This window comes from Streptomyces sp. NPDC007875 (assembly GCF_042868035.1).
GTDB classification, from domain to species: Bacteria; Actinomycetota; Actinomycetes; order Streptomycetales; family Streptomycetaceae; genus Streptomyces; species Streptomyces antimycoticus.
In genome coordinates, this window is the sequence record NZ_JBIADZ010000007.1 from 248426 (window position 1) to 268031 (window position 19606).

Annotated in this window: 19 protein-coding genes; 11 read left to right on the forward strand and 8 right to left on the reverse strand. The window is 71.7% G+C overall.

The features are described from left to right. Window positions 1-50: 50 nt before the first annotated feature. Complete coding sequence (locus ACFYOY_RS17225; RefSeq protein ID WP_351882543.1) at window positions 51-317, reverse strand: protealysin inhibitor emfourin; 267 nt, start codon at window positions 315-317, stop codon at window positions 51-53. A 27-nt stretch (window positions 318-344) separates the two neighbouring features. Further along, window positions 345-1454 (reverse strand): M4 family metallopeptidase, encoded by a 1110-nt coding sequence (locus ACFYOY_RS17230; protein ID WP_351882545.1) that lies wholly within the window; start codon window positions 1452-1454, stop codon window positions 345-347. Between the two features lie 335 nt (window positions 1455-1789). Between ACFYOY_RS17230 and leuA the strand changes: the two genes are divergently transcribed. From leuA to ACFYOY_RS17255, 5 genes are all read left to right on the forward strand, one after another. After that, window positions 1790-3586, forward strand: coding sequence for a 2-isopropylmalate synthase (leuA, locus tag ACFYOY_RS17235; protein WP_351882547.1), 1797 nt, complete (start codon window positions 1790-1792; stop codon window positions 3584-3586). A 215-nt stretch (window positions 3587-3801) separates the two neighbouring features. Continuing rightward, window positions 3802-4512 carry a TerB family tellurite resistance protein gene (locus tag ACFYOY_RS17240; RefSeq protein ID WP_059146351.1) on the forward strand — a complete coding sequence of 237 codons (711 nt, stop codon included), beginning with the start codon at window positions 3802-3804 and terminating at the stop codon, window positions 4510-4512. Window positions 4513-4688: 176 nt separating this feature from the next. Then, window positions 4689-6923: an MMPL family transporter gene (locus tag ACFYOY_RS17245; protein ID WP_388587798.1), complete on the forward strand. Its 2235-nt coding sequence runs from the start codon at window positions 4689-4691 to the stop codon at window positions 6921-6923. A gap of 138 nt (window positions 6924-7061) precedes the next feature. Next, window positions 7062-8456, forward strand: coding sequence for a sensor histidine kinase (locus ACFYOY_RS17250; protein ID WP_388587801.1), 1395 nt, complete (start codon window positions 7062-7064; stop codon window positions 8454-8456). Between the two features lie 155 nt (window positions 8457-8611). Continuing rightward, a complete protein-coding gene (locus tag ACFYOY_RS17255; RefSeq protein ID WP_059146367.1) occupies window positions 8612-9232 on the forward strand; it encodes a response regulator transcription factor in 621 nt (206 codons plus the stop codon). Window positions 9233-9279: 47 nt separating this feature from the next. Here the strand turns inward: ACFYOY_RS17255 and ACFYOY_RS17260 are convergent, their stop codons facing one another. From ACFYOY_RS17260 to ACFYOY_RS17270, 3 genes are all read right to left on the reverse strand, one after another. Beyond that, entirely contained in the window at window positions 9280-10386 is a 1107-nt protein-coding gene (locus ACFYOY_RS17260; RefSeq protein ID WP_388587804.1) for a hypothetical protein, read from the reverse strand. A gap of 201 nt (window positions 10387-10587) precedes the next feature. After that, window positions 10588-10779 carry a YegP family protein gene (locus ACFYOY_RS17265; RefSeq protein WP_351882556.1) on the reverse strand — a complete coding sequence of 64 codons (192 nt, stop codon included), beginning with the start codon at window positions 10777-10779 and terminating at the stop codon, window positions 10588-10590. A gap of 124 nt (window positions 10780-10903) precedes the next feature. Beyond that, window positions 10904-11548, reverse strand: a complete 645-nt coding sequence (locus tag ACFYOY_RS17270; protein ID WP_351882558.1) for a GNAT family protein — start codon at window positions 11546-11548, stop codon at window positions 10904-10906. Between the two features lie 101 nt (window positions 11549-11649). Here ACFYOY_RS17270 and ACFYOY_RS17275 point away from each other — a divergent pair, with 101 nt between their 5' ends. From ACFYOY_RS17275 to ACFYOY_RS17285, 3 genes are all read left to right on the forward strand, one after another. Then, entirely contained in the window at window positions 11650-11859 is a 210-nt protein-coding gene (locus ACFYOY_RS17275; RefSeq protein ID WP_018087470.1) for a helix-turn-helix domain-containing protein, read from the forward strand. After that, the gene (locus ACFYOY_RS17280; RefSeq protein WP_388587809.1) at window positions 11859-12560 is read left to right on the forward strand and encodes a Clp protease N-terminal domain-containing protein; all 702 of its coding nucleotides are present in this window, start codon (window positions 11859-11861) and stop codon (window positions 12558-12560) included. Before ACFYOY_RS17275 ends, ACFYOY_RS17280 begins: the two co-directional genes overlap by 1 nt. A gap of 73 nt (window positions 12561-12633) precedes the next feature. Next, the gene (locus tag ACFYOY_RS17285; protein WP_351882562.1) at window positions 12634-13182 is read left to right on the forward strand and encodes an N-acetyltransferase; all 549 of its coding nucleotides are present in this window, start codon (window positions 12634-12636) and stop codon (window positions 13180-13182) included. 124 nt (window positions 13183-13306) lie between these two features. Here ACFYOY_RS17285 and ACFYOY_RS17290 read toward each other — a convergent pair whose 3' ends face one another. Together ACFYOY_RS17290 and ACFYOY_RS17295 are read right to left on the reverse strand one after the other, a co-directional pair. Beyond that, complete coding sequence (locus ACFYOY_RS17290) at window positions 13307-13573, reverse strand: hypothetical protein (RefSeq protein WP_351882564.1); 267 nt, start codon at window positions 13571-13573, stop codon at window positions 13307-13309. Then, window positions 13570-14916 carry a S8 family serine peptidase gene (locus tag ACFYOY_RS17295; protein ID WP_388587813.1) on the reverse strand — a complete coding sequence of 449 codons (1347 nt, stop codon included), beginning with the start codon at window positions 14914-14916 and terminating at the stop codon, window positions 13570-13572. The genes ACFYOY_RS17290 and ACFYOY_RS17295 overlap by 4 nt, the downstream gene beginning before the upstream one ends. 326 nt (window positions 14917-15242) lie before the next feature. On the opposite strand from ACFYOY_RS17295, the gene ACFYOY_RS17300 reads away from it, so the two are divergent. The 3 genes from ACFYOY_RS17300 to ACFYOY_RS17310 all read left to right on the forward strand — a co-directional run bounded on the left by ACFYOY_RS17300 (window position 15243) and on the right by ACFYOY_RS17310 (window position 19042). Further along, the gene (locus ACFYOY_RS17300) at window positions 15243-16244 is read left to right on the forward strand and encodes an NACHT domain-containing protein (RefSeq protein WP_388587816.1); all 1002 of its coding nucleotides are present in this window, start codon (window positions 15243-15245) and stop codon (window positions 16242-16244) included. Next, window positions 16175-18397, forward strand: a complete 2223-nt coding sequence (locus ACFYOY_RS17305) for an NACHT domain-containing protein (protein WP_388587819.1) — start codon at window positions 16175-16177, stop codon at window positions 18395-18397. Before ACFYOY_RS17300 ends, ACFYOY_RS17305 begins: the two co-directional genes overlap by 70 nt. Window positions 18398-18676: 279 nt before the next feature. Continuing rightward, entirely contained in the window at window positions 18677-19042 is a 366-nt protein-coding gene (locus ACFYOY_RS17310) for an MmcQ/YjbR family DNA-binding protein (protein ID WP_351882570.1), read from the forward strand. A 25-nt stretch (window positions 19043-19067) separates the two neighbouring features. Here the strand turns inward: ACFYOY_RS17310 and ACFYOY_RS17315 are convergent, their stop codons facing one another. Next, window positions 19068-19541, reverse strand: a complete 474-nt coding sequence (locus ACFYOY_RS17315; protein ID WP_351882572.1) for a carboxymuconolactone decarboxylase family protein — start codon at window positions 19539-19541, stop codon at window positions 19068-19070. Window positions 19542-19606: the final 65 nt, after the last annotated feature.

The window sequence follows — 19606 nt, forward strand, 5'->3', positions numbered from 1 at the left end:
CCGGGCCCACGCCGCCGCGGAAACGGGGTTCTGGGCCCCGTTGAGCGCCCCTACGCGCCTTCCTTCAGCACCGTGCGGATCAGTTCCCGCTGGGCGTCGCTCAGATGGGGGTCCGCGGCGTGGACGGTGCGGCCGTCGACGGTGATCTCGTACTGGAAGCCGTCGGGGACGCCGCGGGCGGCCGAGATGTGGCCGGTCTCGACGGCCTGATGGGCCAGGGCGTCCAGATGCGTGGCGTCGGGCCGGCCGGTGGTGTCCAGCTCGGCCCGGCGCTCGATTCCGGCGAAACCGCCGGTGCGGATGACGGAGATGCGCATGGCTCCATCACTACCCGATGGCGTGCTCTAGCGCGCGCCCACGCGGGCCCGCAGATCGGTGATGCCCACCCCGGCCCAGGCCTCCTGCACCGCCGTCTGCTCCTCACCCTCGCCGTAGCGGGCGTGCGCCGCGGCCACCGTAAGGTGGGCGAAGTCGGCGAACTCCGCGTCGGAGGCCAGATCGCCGCCGGTCAGCACGTCGAACCAGATCTGCCCGGCGCGCTCCCAGGCGTTGCCGCCCAGGGCGGTGGCGGCGAGGTAGAAGGCGTGGTTGGGGATGCCGGAGTTGATGTGGACGCCGCCGTTGTCGCGTGAGGTGCGGACGTAGTCGTCCATCGTGCCCGGCTGCGGGTCCTTGCCCAGCACATCGTCGTCGTACGCCGTGCCCGGGGCCTTCATCGAGCGCAGGGCCACTCCGGTGACCCGGTCCGTCAGCAGCCCCGCGCCGATCAGCCAGTCGGCCTCCTCGGCGCTGTGGCCGAGCACATGCTGCTTGACCAGTGAGCCGAAGACGTCGGACATCGACTCGTTGAGCGCCCCGGACTGGCCGAAGTACTCGAGGTTGGCGGTGTACTGGGTGACGCCGTGGGTGAGCTCGTGGGCCATGACGTCGACCGGGATGGTGAAGTCCAGGAAGACCTCACCGTCTCCGTCGCCGAAGACCATCTGCTCGCCGTCCCAGAAGGCGTTGTTGTAGTCCTCGCTGTAGTGGACGCTCGCGTTCAGCGGCAGGCCGGAGTCGTCGATCGAGCGCCTGCCGTACGCCTTGAGGAAGAGCTCGAAGGTCGCGCCGAGCCCGTCGTAGGCGCGGTTCACCGAGTCGTCCCCGCTCGCCTGGTCGCCCTCGCCGCGCACCTTCTTCCCCGGCAGCGAGGTCTTGCGGTGGGCGTCGTAGATGGTGCGCTCGGGCTTGTCGGAGGGCGCGGCGGCCCGCGCCGCGGGGACCCCGCGCACGGTGGTGATCCGGCGGCGGGTGCGCTGCAGGGCGTCGTGCTCCAGGGTGCGGCGGGCGAGATCGGCCAGCGAGGTGTTCTCGGCATGGGACAGCTTGTCGAGGACATGTGGCGGCACGATCGTGCAGAAGGTGCCGCGGCGGCGACTGCGGGCCTGCGCGGGGGCATTGGCGTTGGCGTCCATGGCTGGCAATGTCGCACCGCGTGATGCGAGTGTCACGCCTTGCGGTCATGATTGCTGAAATCGAGTGGTAGATGTGTATTCCTCCACAGACCATGTCTCCGTCCGCATAGTGATACGGGTTCCGCCGCGCCGGTGCGTCTCGGTTAGGCTGCTCCGCATCATGCGTTTCGGGCTGCTTCTTCTTAGCTGCCGCGGCGAGGGCCTGTAGTCGAAGGCCGACCCCCTCCCCGCGGAGTTCGGCGTTGCAGTGATCACGCCCTGTCGGCCGCCCCAGGATGTCCGCGACAGCGGATTCGTCCTGTGGACAGCGGATTACCCAAGGAGCCCCGCGCACCATGACGACTCACTCCGATACGCCCGGCCATTCCGCGACCTCCGGCAGCGCCGTCGGCCGCCCCACGCCCCTCACGGCCGCGACCGTCACCCAGCGCCCCTCCGGTATGCCGATCCACAAGTACGGCCCGTACGAGGCCGTCGACATCCCGGACCGCACCTGGCCGGACAACCGCATCACCGTCGCCCCGCGCTGGCTGTCCACCGATCTGCGGGACGGCAACCAGGCGCTGATCGACCCGATGTCCCCGGCCCGCAAGCGCGAGATGTTCGACCTGCTGGTACGCATGGGCTACAAGGAGATCGAGGTCGGCTTCCCCTCCTCCGGCCAGACCGACTTCGACTTCGTACGGTCGATCATCGAGGAGGGCGCGATCCCGGAGGACGTGACGATCTCCGTCCTCACCCAGGCGCGCGAGGAGCTGATCGAGCGCACCGTGGAGTCGCTGCGCGGGGTGCACAAGGCCACCGTGCACCTGTACAACGCCACCGCCCCCACCTTCCGCCGCGTCGTCTTCCGCGGCACCCGGGAGCAGGTCAAGCAGATCGCGGTGGACGGCACCCGGCTGGTGGTGGAGTACGCCGACAAGATCCTCGGCGATGAGACGGTCTTCGGCTACCAGTACAGCCCGGAGATCTTCACCGACACCGAGCTGGACTTCGCGCTGGAGGTCTGCGAGGGCGTCATGGACGTCTGGCAGCCCGAGGAGGGTCGCGAGATCATCCTCAATCTGCCGGCCACCGTCGAGCGCTCGACCCCGTCCACCCACGCGGACCGCTTCGAGTGGATGTCGCGCCGGCTGTCCCGGCGCGAGCACATCTGCCTGTCGGTGCATCCGCACAACGACCGCGGCACCGCCGTCGCCGCCGCCGAGCTGGCCATCATGGCCGGGGCGGACCGGATCGAGGGCTGTCTGTTCGGGCAGGGCGAGCGCACCGGCAATGTCGACCTGGTGACGCTGGGCATGAACCTGTTCTCCCAGGGTGTCGACCCGCAGATCGACTTCTCGCAGATCGACGAGATCCGCCGCACCGCCGAGTACTGCAACCAGATGGAGATCCACCCGCGCCACCCCTACGCGGGCGATCTGGTCTACACCTCCTTCTCCGGCTCCCACCAGGACGCCATCAAGAAGGGGTTCGAGGCGCTGGAGGCGAGCGCCGCCGAGCAGGGCAAGACCGTGGACGAGATCGAATGGGCGGTCCCGTACCTGCCCATCGACCCCAAGGACGTCGGCCGCTCCTACGAGGCCGTGATCCGGGTGAACTCCCAGTCCGGCAAGGGCGGCATCGCCTATGTCCTGAAGAACGACCACAACCTGGACCTGCCGCGCAGGATGCAGATCGAGTTCTCCAAGACGATTCAGGCCAAGACTGACGCCGAGGGCGGCGAGGTCACCCCGGGCCAGATCTGGGCGGCCTTCCAGGACGAGTACCTGCCGACCGACGACAACCGGTGGGGCCGGATCGCGCTGCGCAGCGCACAGACGTCCACCACCAGCGAGGGCACCGACGCGCTCACCGTCGAGGCGGTCGTGGACGGCGTCGAGACGGTGCTGACCGGCACCGGCAATGGCCCGCTGGCGGCCTTCTTCGACGCCCTGGCCTCGATCGATGTGGACGTACGGCTGCTGGACTACTCCGAGCACACCCTGAGCGAGGGCGCCGCGTCCCAGGCCGCCGCGTACATCGAATGCGCGATCGACGGGCAGGTGCTGTGGGGTGTCGGGATCGACGCCAACATCGTGCGGGCCTCGCTCAAGGCGGTCGTCTCGGCGGTGAACCGGGCGCGCCGGTAATTTTTCCGGCGCGTAGATGATCTCTCATCCGACGGATCCGACGGGCTCATCACCCCGTTGACCTTGTCACCCACACGGGCCCCGTTCACCATGCGAGGTGGGCGGGGCCTCGGGTTTGGCCTGTTGTCTCCGTTCGGGGTACTGACGTCACATCATGGATGTGGCTAGCATCACGTCAACGCGGCAACGTGGCCGAAGCGTTATGGAGGTGTGACGTGGTGCACCGGCGAGCCCGCCGTGACCGGGACCTGTGTGTGGTAGGCGTGCGCACTCTGTGGCGGACCGTCGGCGATGGTGAGTTCTTCTGCCCTGAATGCGGAGGTGACCGCAACTTCCGCCGCCGTACCGGCCGCCGCCGCATCGTGGTGCTCGGCCTGCCCGTGCTGCCGCGCGGACCGGTCGCGCCCATCGTGGAATGCGCGGCCTGCGGCAGCCGCTACGGCACGGAGGTGCTCGACCACCCCACGACCATCCGCTTCTCCGCGATGCTCCGCGACGCGGTGCACACCGTGGCCCTCGCGGTCCTGGCCGCGGGCGGCACCGAGGCGACGGCGGTCCGGCAGGTCGCGGTGGGCGCGGTGCGCGCCGCCGGGTTCGCCGACTGCAGCGAGGACCAGCTGCTCGCGCTCATCGAGGCGCTCGCCGCCGACACCGGGCGGCTCCCGGGCGCGTGCGGCGAGCGCGACGGACTGGACCCGTGCGGCACGGCGCTTGCCATCGAGCTGCATGAGGCCCTGGAGCCGCTGGCCCCGCATCTGGCCCCCACCGGCCGGGAGGCCATCCTCCTCCAGGGCGCACGGATCGCCGTGGCCGACGGACCGTACCGCCCGGCCGAGCGCGCGGTCCTGGAAACCGTCGGCCGGGCCCTGATGATCTGCCCGGACGACACGGCCCGGCTGCTGGCCGCCACGCGGGCGGCGTTCTGAAGCCGACACAAGGGCAGAAGTCCTGAAGCCGCAAGGGTGGCGTTCTGAAACGGAGATTCCGGTTCGCCTCCCTACTCCCCAGGGAGTAATCGGCCCAGTCCCGCCCCCGGCGCAGTAGCCGCCATCTCCGTCGTCGGCGCGACGTATCGGCGCCCCCGTGCCGGAAGCCTGGGGGCATGGAGACGACATCGTCAGGGATCCCGAGCGATCCCCATCAATCGGACGCGGCGCCGCCCTCCGCGGCCGGGCCGCCCGCCGGGCCCGCTGGCAAGCGGCACCGCTCACTGCCCTGGGCGCTCATCGCGGGCTGGGTGCTGCTGCTCCTCGTCGCCGTCCCCTTCGCGGGCAAGCTCGAGGGCGTCAAGCGGGACACGGCCGTCGACTACCTCCCCGCGGGCGCCGACTCCACCCAGGTGGCCCGGCTCCAGGAGCGGCTGCCCGGTGGCGACACCATCGACCTCGTCCTCGTCTACCACCGCGACGGCGGGCTGACCGACGCCGACCGTAAGGCGGCCGGCGGGAGGGTCGCCGAGGTGGCGGGGCGCCACGACATCGTCGGTGGGCAGGCGCCGCGCGCCATACCGTCCAAGGACGGCACGACCCTGATGTACCCCATGGCGCTCACCGGCGTGACGGACGAGAAGGAGCGGGCGGAGGCCGTCAAGGACGTCCGCGCCGAGCTCGCCTCCCACCCCGAGGGGCTGAGCGTCCAGGTCGGCGGTCCTGGGGCGCTCAGCGCCGACTCGCAGGAGGTCTTCGCCTCCACCGACGGCACGCTGATGTTCGCCACCGCCGGGGTGGTCGCCCTGCTGCTGATCATCACCTACCGCAGCCCCCTGCTGTGGCTGGTTCCGCTGGGGGTGGTCGGGGTCGCCGCCATGGCCGCGATGGCGATCGTCTACGGCCTCGTCCAGGGCTTCGACCTCGTCGTCACCAGCATGAGCTCCTCGATCATGACGGTGCTGGTCTTCGGCGCGGGCACCGACTACGCCCTGTTGATCGTCTCCCGCTACCGTGAGGAACTCCGCCGCCACCGCGCCCCGTACGACGCGATGCGCGAGGCCCTGCGCGGCTGCGGTCCAGCCGTGCTCGCCTCCAGCGGCACCGTCGCCGCCGGGCTGCTGTGTCTGCTCGCCGCGGACCTCAACAGCAGCAGCGGACTGGGCCCGGTCGGCGCGGTCGGGGTCGTCTGCGCGCTGGCGGCCATGATGACGCTGCTGCCCGCGGTGCTGGTGCTGCTCGGGCGGCGGGTGTTCTGGCCGCTGATCCCCACCTACGGCAGTGAGCCGCGGGCGAGCCGGCGCGGGCTCTTCGAGGCGATGGGCGGCTCGGCCCGCCGCCGGCCCGGAGCCGTCCTGCTCGGCGGCGCCGCGCTGCTGGGCGCTCTCGCCATCGGCGTGCTCAATCTGCCCGGCGACCTCAAGCAGGAGGACACCTTCACCGACAAGCCCGAGTCGGTGGCCGCGACCCAGACCCTCGCCCATGCCTATCCCGACAGCAGCAGCCAGCCCATCAGCGTGATGACGCGCACCGCGGGGGCGGACGAGGTGCTGCGGCGGGCGCGCGACACGGAGGGGGTCGCGCGGGCGGATCGCGGGCGCAGCGGCGGCGGCTGGACGGAGATCGACGTCTTCCCCCAGGGCGCCCCGCAGTCGGCCGGGGAGACGGCCACCCTGCACGCCCTGCGCTCCGGTCTCGTACGGGTCGAGGACGCCGACGCGGTCGTCGGCGGGCCCAGCGCCCAGCAGCTCGATCTGAAGGACACCAACGCCCGCGACCGGATGCTGGTCATCCCGCTGGTGCTGATCGCCGTGCTGCTGATCCTCGCGGCCCTGCTGCGCAGCCTCGTCGCGCCGCTGGTCCTGGTCGTCGCCGTGGTCGCCGTATGGGGCGCGGCGATGGGAGTCGGCGGGCTCTTCTTCGACCCGGTCTTCGGCTTCGCCGGAGTGGACCCCGGGCTGCCGTTGCTCTCGTTCGTCTTCCTGGTCGCCCTCGGCGTCGACTACGGCATCTTCCTGATGCACCGGATGCGAGAGGAGTCGCTGCGCGGGGCGGACGTCCCGGACGCGGCCGTGACCGCGCTGCGCACGACGGGCGGGGTGATCGCCTCGGCCGGTCTGGTGCTGGCGGCGACCTTCGCGGTGCTGGCCACGCTGCCGATGGTGATGCTGGTCGAGATGGGGTTCGTGGTGGCGGTCGGCGTGCTGCTCGACACCTTCCTCGTGCGGACGTACCTGGTGACGTCGGCGAGCCTGCTGCTGAAGCGGTGGGTGTGGTGGCCGGGTGCCCTCTTCCGCGGTACGCCCGCCCCGCCCTCCTCGTCACCTTCGTCGGCATCCTCGGCGTCGGGAGGCCAGGGCGGCCCCGCCGGTCCCGAGGCCCGTCCCGAACCGGCCGTACGCGGCGGCTGAGGCCGCCCCCTGAGCCCGGACCGGCCGCACAGGGGACGGCCGGTTCCGGAACCCCCCTCGTACCGCCCGTTCGCACCGCCTGTTCGCGCCGCCCCTTTCGTACCGCCCTATGGATCGGCCCGAGGCGGATCCCCGAGGATGGAGCCCGTGCCCGCACCTTCCGCGACCCACCCCGCGACCACCCCACCGGCGCACCCCACCGCGCACTTCACCGCCCCCCGCGCGCTCGCCTCCGTGCTGCGCGCCCTGCACAGCGGCCCCCGCCCCGCCGAGACCCGGGACGAGGCCCGCAGGCGGCGGCGGGTGGACGCCGGGGTCGCCGGTGCGGTGCTGGTCCTGCAGATCACGCTGGCCCTGCTCAACCTCGATCGGAACGGCCATCGCCCCGACGCGTTCGGCTGGGCGCTGCTCACCGCCAGCGCCGTGGCGCTCGTGGGGCGGCGGCACAGCCCGATGATGGTCACCGCGGCGGTAGTGCTCATGGTCGGGCCGTACCACGCCATGGACAACGTCCATATCGCGGTCGTCCCGGCCGGGCTCCTCGCCGTCTACACCCTGGCCGTGATCGGCCCGCCGCTGCGGTCCTTCCTTTCGGTCGGCATCCTGCTCGCGGGCATGGTGACGATGATGACCCTGGGCAGCAACGTGCAGGCCGGCGCCAACATGCTGCGCAGCTCCGGCTGGGTGCTGTCGGTCGTGGTGATCGGCGAGGCGGTCCGCATCCACCGTAAGTACATCGCCGCGATCCTGGAGCGGGCCGAGCGCGCCGAGCGGACGCGTGAGGAGGAGGCGGCCCGGCGGGTCGCCGAGGAACGGCTGCGCATCGCGCGCGATCTGCACGATCTGCTGGCGCACAGCATCACCCTCATCGGCGTCCAGACCTCCGTCGCAGCGCATGTCCTGATCGCCGACCCCGAGCGGCTGGACCGCGAGGCGATGGCCAAGGCGCTCGACGCGATGGCCGACACCTGCCGGGACGCCCGCGCCGAACTCCGGGCCACCCTCCAGGTGCTCCGTGGGAGCGCGGACGGCGACACCGACCACGCGGACGAGGAGGACATCGGCCCGCTGCCGGGGCTCGCCGGACTCGCCGACCTGGCCGCGGCGGCGGAGGCGGCGGGCGTACGCGTGGACCTTACGGTCGGCGTGGACGCGGCCGAGCTGTCGCCCGCCCTGGGCGCCGCCGCGTACCGGATCGTGCAGGAGGCCCTGACCAACGCCGTCCGCCACGCCCCCGGCACACGGGTGCGGATCACGCTCGTACGGGACGAGGGGGAGCTGTGCGTCGTCGCCGTGGACGACGGCCCCGGCGGCGACGGTGAGCCCCTTACCGCGCCCGCGGAACCGGGCTATGGCATCGTCGGCATGCGCGAGCGGGCCCGCAGCGTCGCGGGCACCCTGACCGCCGGACCACGCGAGGACGGCCCAGGCTTCGCGATCAGGGCCGCGCTGCCGTGGGGCTGGGGCGGCGCGCCCGGCGGCCGTACGGGCACCGCACAGACCGCCGCAGCGCCCAGGGAGGCCACCGCATGACCACCGCACCGGACCCGGTACCAGGGACCAGCCCAGCGGACCCGGCGTCAGGCGCTGCCCCCGGAACCGCCGCACCGGACCCGGCATCCGGCACCGCCGCGCCGATCAGGGTGCTGCTCGCCGACGATCAGAGGCTGGTCCGTTCCGCCTTCGCCATGCTGGTCTCCTCGGCCCGCGACATGGACGTGGTCGGGCAGGCGGGCACCGGCCGCGAGGCCGTCGAACTGGCCCGCACCGCCCGCGCCGACCTCGTGGTCATGGACATCCGGATGCCCGACCTCGACGGCATCGAGGCGACCCGCCGCATCGCCGCCGACGAGGACCTCGCCGGTGTCAGGGTCCTCGTCCTGACGACCTACGACACCGATGAGCACATCGTCGAGGCGCTGCGCGCGGGCGCGTCCGGCTTCCTGGTGAAGGACACCCGGCCCGCCGAACTCCTGGACGCCATACGGACCGTGGCGGCGGGGGAGTCCCTGCTCTCGCCCGGCCCCACCGCCCGCCTCATCGCCCGCGTCCTGCGGCTCCCGGACGCCCCGCCGCCCGGTGCCCCGGCCCCCGCCGCACTGGCCGCGCTCTCCGAGCGCGAGCGCCAGGTGCTCGCCCTCGTCGCCCGCGGCCTCAACAACGCCGAGGCCGCCCAGACTCTCGGCCTCTCGCCGCTCACCACCAAGACCCATGTCAGCCGTATCATGGGCAAACTGGGCGCCCGCGATCGCGCCCAACTGGTCATCGCGGCCTACGAGTCCGGCCTGGTCACCCCGTCCCGCTCCTGACCGGGCGCGCCGCCCCGGACGCCCCCGCTCCAGATGCCACCCCCGGGTCAGTCCGCCTCGCGCCGCCCCCAGCCGTCCCGGTACGCCGCCCAGTCGTCGTCCGTCGCCGCGTAGTCCACGTACAGCGCCACCCCGAAGCGCTCACGCCGCCGGTCCTCGCGGCCGAGGCCGAGGCGGGCGCCGCGGACCGCCGCCGGGACGGTCTCCGCCCAGGCGTGACGGCCGAAGTTGTCGGTGTGGTAGCCGGGGAGGCCCATCAGCAGATCTGTGGTCGGCGGGGTGATCTCGAGCGCGAGTTCCGTCTGCTGGGCCACATAGCCGCCGTAGAGGCTCTCCAGCGGCATCGAGGTGTCGTACGACATCACCGCGATCTGGTCGACTCGCCGTGCCACCTGCCCGAAGTACGACTGCGACCACCACTTGGGGTGGCCGGTGAGGAACCCCGCGACCGAGTGCAGGGCGGGCAGCGGGTCGATCTGGTGGGCCGCGACCGACAGCGGGACGTGGCGGGGACGGGTGAGGGCGTGCAGCGCGTCGAGGAGGGCGAGGTAGGCGCGGTCCTCGGAGTGCAGCGGCTCCAGGTCGAAGTGGACGCCGTCGAACCCCGCGTCCAGCACCTGCCGCGCCGAGGCCACGATCCGCGTGTGGTTGTCGCCGTCGGCGAGGCTGAGCCCGGTCGGGCCCTCGGTGTCCAGAACGTCGCCGAGCCACGCCTGGACGCGGACGCCGGGCAGTTCGCGGTGCACCGCCTCCAGCAGCCACCCCGCTTTCGGGTAGCGCCCGTTGGGCAGGGTGCCGTCATGCTCCAACGGGCCCGCGTGGACGTACAGATCGCGGATCCCGGTGCCGCGCACCCGCCGCGCCAGCCCTTGGAGTTCGGCGTCGCCTTTGCGGCCGTCCACCCAGGCGTGTCCGAGCCATACGGCGTCCCGGCCCCGGGTCTGCGTACCGGGCCCGGGATCGCCCGCGTACAGCAGCCGCAGGGAGATCCCGGCGGCGAGTACGGCCAGCACCAGGCAGCCGACGAGGGCGGCCACGATCCGCTTGGGCCATTTCAGCCGCGGATGGCGCCAGCGGCGCAGGTACGCCTTGCGCAGACGCCGGAGCGAGCCGCGCCCCTTGGCCAGGAGCTTCGATATATGAGGTTTGACCACGGAAGGGAGGGTAACCAGCGCCGTGCGAACGCGGTCTGCCCGCATGAGGGCACGGCTACCCGGCCCTTCCCCGGCCCTTCCCCGGTCCGTCCCCGGCCCTGCCCCGACCCGTCCCCGGTCCGTCCCCGGCTCGCCGCGGGGCGGCCGTCCTCGGGCGCGCGCCCGCCCTCGGCCGTTCCGCGCTCGCCGCGATTGCCGCGCTTACTTCTTGTCGCTCGGGATTTCCTTGATCTCGGCCGTCGGGGCGTTCTTCTTGACGGATTCGACGCCCTTCTGTGCGGCCGACTTGGACTCGTAGGCCTCGCCGACGGCGATGATCTCGCCGTTGCCCGCCTTCAGCCGGAAGCGGTGCTTGCCGCCCTTGTCCTCGTAGATCTCGAACTTGCCCGCCATGGATGCCACCTCCATCAGCCGCACCGACCCCCTCAAGCCACCGTAGAGCGGGCGATGCGGCCTCGCACTCTCGCATCAGGGCGCATCAGAAGGGCGGCAGGGCCCATCGGGCCCCATCGGGCGATCACGGAGCGCCGAACAGCGAGCGGCACGGCTCCAGTCCGGCCATCTCGACCGGGGTGGTGCGGTGTTCCTCCCAGGCCGCGCGGTCCAGCCGCAGCCGCTGAATGGTGCGTGCCTCGCCCCTTACGGCGACCACGGACAGCCCGTCGGGGCGGTAGCCGAGCCGCCGGGAAACCCCCATCGAGCGGCCGTTCTCCACCATCGCGCCCGAGGTCAGCGACAGCGCGCCCAGGCCCTCGAACGCCAGGTGCGCCACCGCAGCCCGCATCTCCGTGCCCAGGCCCTTGCCCTGATGGGCGGTGCCCAGCCAGGAGCCGGTCTCGGCTTCCCGCGTGACCGCGAATTCGGTCGCGATCAGGTCCTGTCGGCCGATCACCGCGCCCTCGTGCAGCACCGCGAGGCTCAGCGTCCACTTCTCCGGCCGCCACTCGGCGATCGTGCCCAGCGCATGCTGGAAGGTGCCGCGTCCGCGCTCCTCCGGGGGCGTGTCCGTCCAGGGGGTGCTGAAGGGCATCTCGGCCGGGTCGTGTACCCCGTCCGCCGCGACCGCGGCGAGTTCGTCGAGCAGGGCGATGTCGGGAAGCCGCAGTTCCAGACGCGGCGTACGAAGGCGAAGCCCGTACAGGGGCCAGTAATGGGGGTCCATGACGGGAGGCTGCCGGACGTAGGCGGCCGTGTCGAACCAATTACGGACCCATTCGTCAACCCATGTTGACGGCGTGCGAGGCGTCAACCTACATTGACGGCATGACCGAAGCAACGGATCTCGCCGAGCGCGCGGGCGACCGGGACCCCCGGGTCGGACTGCGTGCCGTCGCCGCGCTGCGCCGACTGCTGGAGCAACTGGAGGCCGTACAGGTGCGCAGCGCCCGTGCCCAGGGCTGGTCGTGGCAGGAGATCGCCGCCGAACTGGGCGTCAGCAGGCAGGCGGTCCACAAGAAGCACGGGAGGCGTTGATGTTCGAGAGGTTCACCACCAGTGCCCGCGAGGTCGTACGCGGCGCCGTCCGCCACGCGGAGGACACCGGGGCCGACACGGTCGGCGAGGCCGAGCTGCTGCTCGCACTCCTGGACCGTACGGACGGCAGCGGTGCAGGCGGCAGCCGTACGGAGGACGGCGGCAGTCATACGGAGGCGAGCGGCGGCCGTAAGGACCGCGCCCATATCCGCGGCGACCGTAAGGGCAGTCCCGCCGCCGAGATTCTCACCGCCCTCGGCGCGCATGGCCGACGCGCCTCGATCGAGCGGGCCCTGGCCGAGGTCCGCCGGCGCGGGGGCATCACCGGCGCCGATGTGGAGGCGCTGGCCGGGCTGGGCATCGATGTGGACGAGATCGTCGCGCGGGTGGAGGAGGCCCATGGCGTGGGCGCCCTCGCCACGGCCGGATCCACTCCTGGATCCACCCCCGAATCCGCCTCCGCACGTGCTCCCCGCCGCGGCAGGCGCCCCCTGCGCCGCCCGTTCTCCCGGGAGGCCAAGTCGGTGCTGGAGCGCTCGCTGCGGATCGCCCTCGCCCGCGGCGACAAGCACATCGGCGATGAGCATCTGCTGCTCGCCCTCACCGCTCGCCCCGGTGTCGCCGCGCATGTCCTGGCCGACCACGACGTGACGTACATCCAGGTCGAACGGGCCCTCTCCGTCCGCGCCACGAAGGGCTGACCCCGGAGCCCGTCCCGCGTGACGGCGCACAATTGGTTTGCTCCCGCACCGCGTTGGGACGCATCCTGACCCGATGTTGATCCGACGAGAGACCCGCTCCGACATCGACGCCATCAGGGCCGTCACCTCGGCCGCGTTCGCGAAGCCGGATACCTCGGACACCATGGGCACCACGGGCACCCCGGTCCCGGTCGAGACCACGCTGCTGGACGAACTCCGGATCAGCGACGGCTGGTTGCCCGCGCTGTCGTTCGTCGCCACCGGCGACCGGGACGAGGTGATCGGACATGTCGTCTGCACCCGCGGCCATGTCGGCTCCGACCTGGCCCTCGCCCTCGGTCTCGGCCCGCTCAGCGTGCACCCCGCCCATCAGCGCCGCGGCGTCGGCCAGGCGCTCGTCCACGCGGTGCTCGGCGCCGCGGACGCCTTCGGCGAATCGCTGGTGGCCCTGCTGGGCAGCCCTGCCTATTACGGCCGGTTCGGCTTCCGCCCGTCAACCGAGTACGGCATCACGGCCCCGGAACCGGCCTGGGGCGACTACTTCCAGGTCCGGACCCTGACCGCCTATCAGCCGACCCTCAAGGGGGCCTTCGCGTACGCCGAGCCGTTCAACCACGTCTGAGCCCGCAGCCCGCAGCCCGCAGCCGCAGCCCGCAGCCCGCAGCCCGCAGCCGCAGCCCGCAGCCCGCAGCCCGCAGCCCGGCCCCCGGACCCCGGAACGCCGAGCCCCAGGCGCGAGCCGGAGCTCACTGGATCGGCGAGTCGGGCGGCGGCGGCAGCCGGACGATCTGTTCCCGGTCCACCGACTCGACGCCGTCCACCGCCTCCAGGACCGGGATCCGCTCCTCGGCGATGGTCCCGGACAGCGAGCCGAGGATCGGCTGCTCACCGGTGACCGTCAGCCCGACCCGGCGCGCGGCCTCCACGACCTGGGCGAACCGGTCCGGGTCGACCGAGAGGATGACCCCCACCGGCCCGGACGGTGCCGCCTGCCCCACAGCGTCCCCGTTCACGGGGCCTGGAGCAGACCCGAGCCGACGTCCGTGGCCGGTTGCGCCAGCGGATGGGCCCCGGACCGCAGTCGGGTGCCGAGGTCGGCCGCCGATGCCTCGGGATGCGCCTGAGCCAGCAGCGTGACGACACCGGCGGCGTGCGGCGCCGCCATGCTCGTGCCGCTCATCGTCTGGTACGTCCCGCCGGGCGCGGCCGAGAAGATGTCGACCCCGGGCGCCGCGATATTGACCTCCCCGCCCTCCCCGTTGATGGCACCGCAGGAGAAGAACGCGGTCCCCAGGTCCTTGCCGAGCGCCGCCACCGCCAGGATGGACGGGCAGTTGGCGGGCCGCCCCACCGGCGCCACGAAGCCGGGCCGCCGGCTCTCGTTGCCCGCCGCGGCCACGATCACGGTGCCGAGCCGCAGCGCTCGCCGCGTCACGTTCTCGTAGGTCTGCGGGAACAGTTCCCCCGGTTCCACCGGAGCCCCGAGCGACATGGAGATCACCCGGGCGCCCTGGGAGACCGCCCAGGCCATCCCCGCCAGGATCTGGCCGTCGGAGCCCACACCCTGGTCGCTGAGCACCTTGCCCACCAGCACCCCGGCCTCACCGGCCACGCCGTACCGCGGCGCGTGCCCGGGCTTGGCCGGACCGGCCACCGTGCCGACGCAATGGGTGCCGTGGCCATGGCCGTCCTCGACACTCGCCCCGGGCACGAAGGAGGCCGTCGCCTCGACGCATTCGGTCAGATCCGGATGGTCGGTGTCCACACCGGTGTCGAGCACGGCGACCTTCACCCCGCTGCCCGTCAGATGTGACCAGTTGGCGCGGATCCCCTGGAGCCCCCAGGTGGTGTTCTGCTCGTCCCACGCCGGTCCCAGCGAGGTGGCGAGCTCGGCCCGGGTGTGCCGGGTCACCTCGTCCTCGTCGCTGCGGTACGTCGGGAAGAAGCCGGTCAGCGTGTGGTGCGGCTCCGTGATCACCGACGCGTACACCACGCGCTCCGGCTCCGTCGCGATGATCGTCGGCTCCGCCTCCGCCGTGGTGACCAGCGCATGGCGCTGGTCCGGCTGCACATCGACGACGGCGACGCCGAGTTCGTCGAAGACCACCGACACATCAGGCCGCGCCAGCAGCTCCGCCGCCCCGGGGTCCGCCCCGCGGACGCGTTCCACGGACGCGATCCCGACGGACGAGCGCAGCGCCTCCATCCCGCGCTCGGGTTCCTGCTGATCGAGCAGGACCACATACCGCCCGGTGTACTCCGTCGGCTGCGTCCCCAGCGGCGTACCGGCACGCTGCGGCCGCTCCCCGTTCGGGCCCCTGCCCATGGGCCCCGCGGGCCCAGGTCCGTTCGTCATTGCCTTCTCCGCTCCTGTGCGCGCTCGCGGTCAGTGCGTTCCCCCGAAACGCGGACACGCGCCACTGCGCGGAAAGCCAGGCCCCAAGGACGACGGTCCGCTGCTCCCGTGTACCGGCGCGGTCCTGTGCGTCTTCTTCAGCCCCCCACGTTCTCCCACGCCCCCGTGTCCCCCTTGTGTCCACCGTCACCCCGCGCGTGGGGGGCCGCAACTCGGGGTTGGGGCCCACTGGAAATCCTTTGATGCGAGGCAACCATTGGGCCGAGGCATGCGTGCCGGTATAAGGGACGGCACGGGAGCGGGGACCGAGGGGGCGGGGGAGACCTGTGGCGGTCGGCAAGGGCAATGCGGAGGTGTTGACGCGGTTCGGTCTCGCGGTGGCGAGTCTGGTGCCGCCGGCGGTGCTGGGGGCGAGATTCTGGTCGTCCGTCAGCGCGCATCCGGTCGTCTCGCTGCTGCTCTTCCTCGGGTACGGAGCGCTGCTGGCGGGTCTGGGATTTCTTGCCAAGGTGTACGGCAAAGTCGCCGACCGGTGGGTTGAGCGGGTCGCCGACGCCGTGGACCGGCGGCTGCGGTGGCGGCTCTCACGCTTCGAGCGGGACTACCGCGCGTACGTATTGAGCCACCACCGCTTCATAGACCTCAAGGGCTTGGCCACGCGCGGGGATTACACCCCTGGCCTCGAGGAGGTCTTCGTCGACGTCAGCCTGGCGCCGAGGCCGACACATGAGGCGTCGCGCGAGTCCCTGGCGGGGACGCTCCCCGGGGACGTCGGCGGTGGCGTAGACGGTGCCGTAGGGGTGCGGCAGTCCGTACGGGACTTCCTCGGTAAGCCGGAAGGCGCCGCACTCGCGATCATCGGAGCCCCCGGCACCGGTAAGACCACGCTGCTCAAACATCTGGCGCTGGGGCTCGCACGGGAGCGGGGCGGACGCGACCTGCCGGTGCTGCTGCTGTTACGGGACCACGCCGAGGCCATCAGCGCGCGCCCGGACGTCTCGCTGCCGGAGATCATCGGGGCTTCGCTGCGGCGGCTGAAGGGCGATGAGCCACCGGGGTGGTTCGCCCGTCAGCTCGAGGAGGGGCGGTGCGTGGTACTGCTGGACGGTCTGGACGAGGTGGCCCGTGAGGAGGGCCGGCGCCATGTGTCCAAGTGGGTCGAGGAGCAGATCGAGCAGTACGAGGGGAACGATTTCGTCCTCACCTCACGCCCCACGGCTATGCGAGCGCCCCGGTCAACCGCGCGAGGGTGCTTCAGGTGCGCCGCTTCACCGGCGAGCAGATCCGGCGCTTCGTCCACGGCTGGTACCGCGCGATCGAGCGGCTGAGTACGGGCACGGACGACGCCGCCGTCGCCGACCGCGCCGAGGAGGGTGCCGAGGACCTGCTGGCCCGGCTGCGAGCCCGCCCCGTTCTGTACGACCTGGCGGCCAATCCGCTCCTGCTGACGATGATCGCCAATGTGCACCGCTACCGGGGCGCGCTGCCCGGCAGCCGGGCCGAGCTGTACGGCGAGATCTGCGAGGTGCTGCTGTGGCGCCGCCATGAGGCCAAGGGCGGGGCGGCGGCGTCGCGGGATGAGCTGACGGGAGCCAAGAAGGAGGTGGTGCTGCGGGAGCTGGCCTTCGTGATGATGGCCGACCGGATGCGCGACATCCGTGGCGAGTACGCCTCGGACGTATTGCGTCCTCTTCTGTTCCGGGTCTCCTCGATTCTGTCCTCACAGGAGTTCCTGGACGCGATCGTTGTCAGCGGACTGCTGATCGAGCGGGAGCGCGGGTTGTACTCCTTCGCCCATCTCACCTTCCAGGAACATCTGGCCGCCCTGCACATCCAGCGCCGGGGCCGGGTCGACGTCCTGGCCGCCAACGTGGACGACGACTGGTGGCGCGAGACCACACTGCTGTACGCGGCCCGCGTGGACCCGGCCCCGGTGGTGGAGGCATGCCTGTCCTCGGAGACCGTCAGGGCGCTCGCCCTGGCCTTCGACTGCGAGGAGGAGGCGACCGAACTCGACGTGTCGGTGGTCCGCCGTCTGGAAGCGCTGCGCGAGGAAGCCCTCTGGGAGCCCGTCGACTCGCTCCGGCGCCGTCTGATGACGGCCGTCACGGTCATGCGGTGGCTTCGCGACACGGTGCGGCTGGGCGAGGACACCTTGGTCTGCGCGCGGCCGGTGACGCGGGAAATCTACGGTCTCTTCGCGGCGGAACACCTCCTGCCGACGGAGCGCGGCCCGATCGACGCCCCGCCGCAGGCGGCCGCCACGGGGATGACCAGGGTGCAGTCCTGGGATTTCGTGCGGTGGCTGAACAGCCTCCTGCCCGAGGACGTCAGCTATCGGCTGCCCACCAAAGCGGAAGTCGCCGACCCTGGGTTCCGCCTCGCCGCTCCGACGACCGAGCACACCGTCTGGTACGCCCCCTCGGACGGTAACCCCCTGTCGCTGTCGCTGTGGGTGCCGGACGGTGCGCCCAATCCCTGGTGGCTCGCTCCCGAGGACTTACGGCCCGGCCTCGCGCCCCACCCGGTCCAGGGCAACGGGGCGGCCGGCGGGCTCGGCGGCGCGAGGCTCGGCGAGTCCGACTCCTGGCTCGGCCGGAGTCATCGGGACGAGGCGATCCTGGACCAGGGCAGGTGGGCGCTTGCCCTGGTGCGGGACCTCATCGACCAAGCGGGCGTCATCCGTCCGGGCGGTGGTTCAACCGAGTACGTCATGACCCGTTCGCGTGGCTCGGCCGGCAACGTGGTCTGGAACGACCCGGAGTATCCGGCCCTGCTCCTGACCGTGGCCCTCGCATGCGACGACCTCCGTGCCATGTTCCGTGCCGGAGTCACGTTCGAATCGCGCAGAGCCGTGATCCCGGCCGTCCGGGATGCCATCGTCAGCGCCACGGATCTGGGGCTCTCCCTCGTGCCGGACGTCGGCGAACTCGTCACAACCGGCTACGAGACCGGCGGTGAAGCCATGGCACGCGGCTACTCCTACGATGCCTACCGAGCCCTGAGACTGGCCGCCCTGCTGCTCCGTCTGGCCGGCTGGCGGAGGGGCTCCCGGCGTGGCACGGCGCGGTCGGACACCTATCAGGCACTCGTCCACCGGGTGCTGAGCGGCGTCGACTTCACCGCCTCCCGCGTACGGGTATTGATGCCGGAGGCGCTCGCGGACATCGCCAGGGACGCGAAGGAGTCCCTGGTCCGGAGCCGCAACCACAGCGTATTCGCCGGTGCCTTCGAGGAGATGGCCGCCAGGATCGTGGCGGCGACCACCGATCACGCCGCGGCACTACGGCCCCTCACGGCGTCGGAGGCCACCTTCCTCCGTCTGGAAGCGCTGGCGCTGTCCGAGGTGGCCCTCCTTCTGCTGGGAGATCCCCGCCTGGCGGGCACCTACCGGAACATCGCGGTCGGCCTCCTCGTGCTTGAACGCCGTGCGGAGGGCGCGATCGTGCCCAACGAGACGATCATGCTGGTCCGCGCGTAAGCGGTGTTACGGCTGAGCCGCTCCGCGCTGCTCCAACGCCCGCGAGACGGTGCGGGCGAGGAGCCCGAAGTCGATGGTCGAGCTTGGTGCGGTCGAGCAGCACCTCGTCGACGCGTCCGCCGGGGCTAGGCACAGGCCGTGACAGCAACCAAGAGCGTCTCTGCCGAGCCTCCACGGATTCTCGCCAGTCGGCTGTCGGGGGCCTGGGCTACGGTGAGTTCGTTGTTGCACCCCTTGAGCCTTTTCGGTCGAGTACGTCGAGTGCGAGGAGAATCCGGAGTGACCCCCGAACAATTGCGGTCCTTCTGCCTCTCCTTCAACGCGGCGGTGGAGGAGTTCCCGTTCTCCCGTCACCCGGAGGTCGCGGCCTTCAAGGTGGTCGGCAAGATCTTCGCCCTGACGACGCTGGATGCGCGTCCCCTCACGGTGAACCTGAAGTGCGACCCGGCGGACGCGGGCCGGCTCCGTGAGGGGTATCCGGAGCTGATCATCCCGGGGTGGCATATGAACAAGCGCCACTGGAACACGGTGACGGTCGACGGCGGCCTCCCGGACCGGCTGGTCCGGGAGCTCATCGAGGACTCCTACGACCTGGTGGTCGCGGGGCTGCCGAAGGCCGAGCGCCTCCGGCTCGACCGCCCTTGAGGGTTTCCGACGGCGGACGCCGGTCTCAGCCGAACTGGCCGGGCTGGTAGTCGCCGGCGGGCTGCTGGACGATGACGTTCAGGCGGTTGTAGGTGTTGATGATGGCGATGATGGCCACCAGGGCGGCGAGCTGTTCCTCGTCGTAGTGCTTGGCCGCGTTCGCCCACGCCTCGTCCGTGACGCCACCGGCCGCGTCGGCGATGCGGGTGCCCTGCTCCGCCAGCTCCAGGGCGGCGCGCTCGGCATCGGTGAACACCGTGGCCTCCCGCCAGGCCGCGACGAGGTTGAGGCGCGTCGAGGTCTCCCCGGCCTTCGCGGCCTCCTTGGTGTGCATGTCGGTGCAGAAGCCGCAGCCGTTGATCTGGCTGGCGCGGAGCTTCACCAGCTCCTGCGTCGCGGCCGGCAGCGCCGAGTCCGTGACCGCCTTGCCCGCGGAGTTGATGTGCTTCAGGAACGTGCCGAGGAGCGGGTTGCCGAAGAGGTTCAAACGAGCATCCATGACGGGCTCTCCTATGCCGTTGTTGTCGTGACACCTCCCTGACGGAACGGCTCGGGGAGATGTGA

Excerpts from the sequence above, each read along its gene's own strand:
- ACFYOY_RS17280 (WP_388587809.1), top strand. The coding sequence starts at position 11,859 with ATGTTCGAGAGGTTCACCACCAGTGCCCGCGAGGTCGTACGCGGCGCC.
- leuA (WP_351882547.1), top strand. The coding sequence starts at position 1,790 with ATGACGACTCACTCCGATACGCCCGGCCATTCCGCGACCTCCGGCAGC.
- ACFYOY_RS17315 (WP_351882572.1), bottom strand. The coding sequence starts at position 19,541 with ATGGATGCTCGTTTGAACCTCTTCGGCAACCCGCTCCTCGGCACGTTC.
- ACFYOY_RS17250 (WP_388587801.1), top strand. The coding sequence starts at position 7,062 with ATGGAGCCCGTGCCCGCACCTTCCGCGACCCACCCCGCGACCACCCCA.
- ACFYOY_RS17265 (WP_351882556.1), bottom strand. The coding sequence starts at position 10,779 with ATGGCGGGCAAGTTCGAGATCTACGAGGACAAGGGCGGCAAGCACCGC.
- ACFYOY_RS17225 (WP_351882543.1), bottom strand. The coding sequence starts at position 317 with ATGCGCATCTCCGTCATCCGCACCGGCGGTTTCGCCGGAATCGAGCGC.
- ACFYOY_RS17245 (WP_388587798.1), top strand. The coding sequence starts at position 4,689 with ATGGAGACGACATCGTCAGGGATCCCGAGCGATCCCCATCAATCGGAC.
- ACFYOY_RS17255 (WP_059146367.1), top strand. The coding sequence starts at position 8,612 with ATGCTGGTCTCCTCGGCCCGCGACATGGACGTGGTCGGGCAGGCGGGC.
- ACFYOY_RS17275 (WP_018087470.1), top strand. The coding sequence starts at position 11,650 with ATGACCGAAGCAACGGATCTCGCCGAGCGCGCGGGCGACCGGGACCCC.
- ACFYOY_RS17270 (WP_351882558.1), bottom strand. The coding sequence starts at position 11,548 with ATGGACCCCCATTACTGGCCCCTGTACGGGCTTCGCCTTCGTACGCCG.
- ACFYOY_RS17295 (WP_388587813.1), bottom strand. The coding sequence starts at position 14,916 with ATGACGAACGGACCTGGGCCCGCGGGGCCCATGGGCAGGGGCCCGAAC.
- ACFYOY_RS17285 (WP_351882562.1), top strand. The coding sequence starts at position 12,634 with ATGTTGATCCGACGAGAGACCCGCTCCGACATCGACGCCATCAGGGCC.
- ACFYOY_RS17230 (WP_351882545.1), bottom strand. The coding sequence starts at position 1,454 with ATGGACGCCAACGCCAATGCCCCCGCGCAGGCCCGCAGTCGCCGCCGC.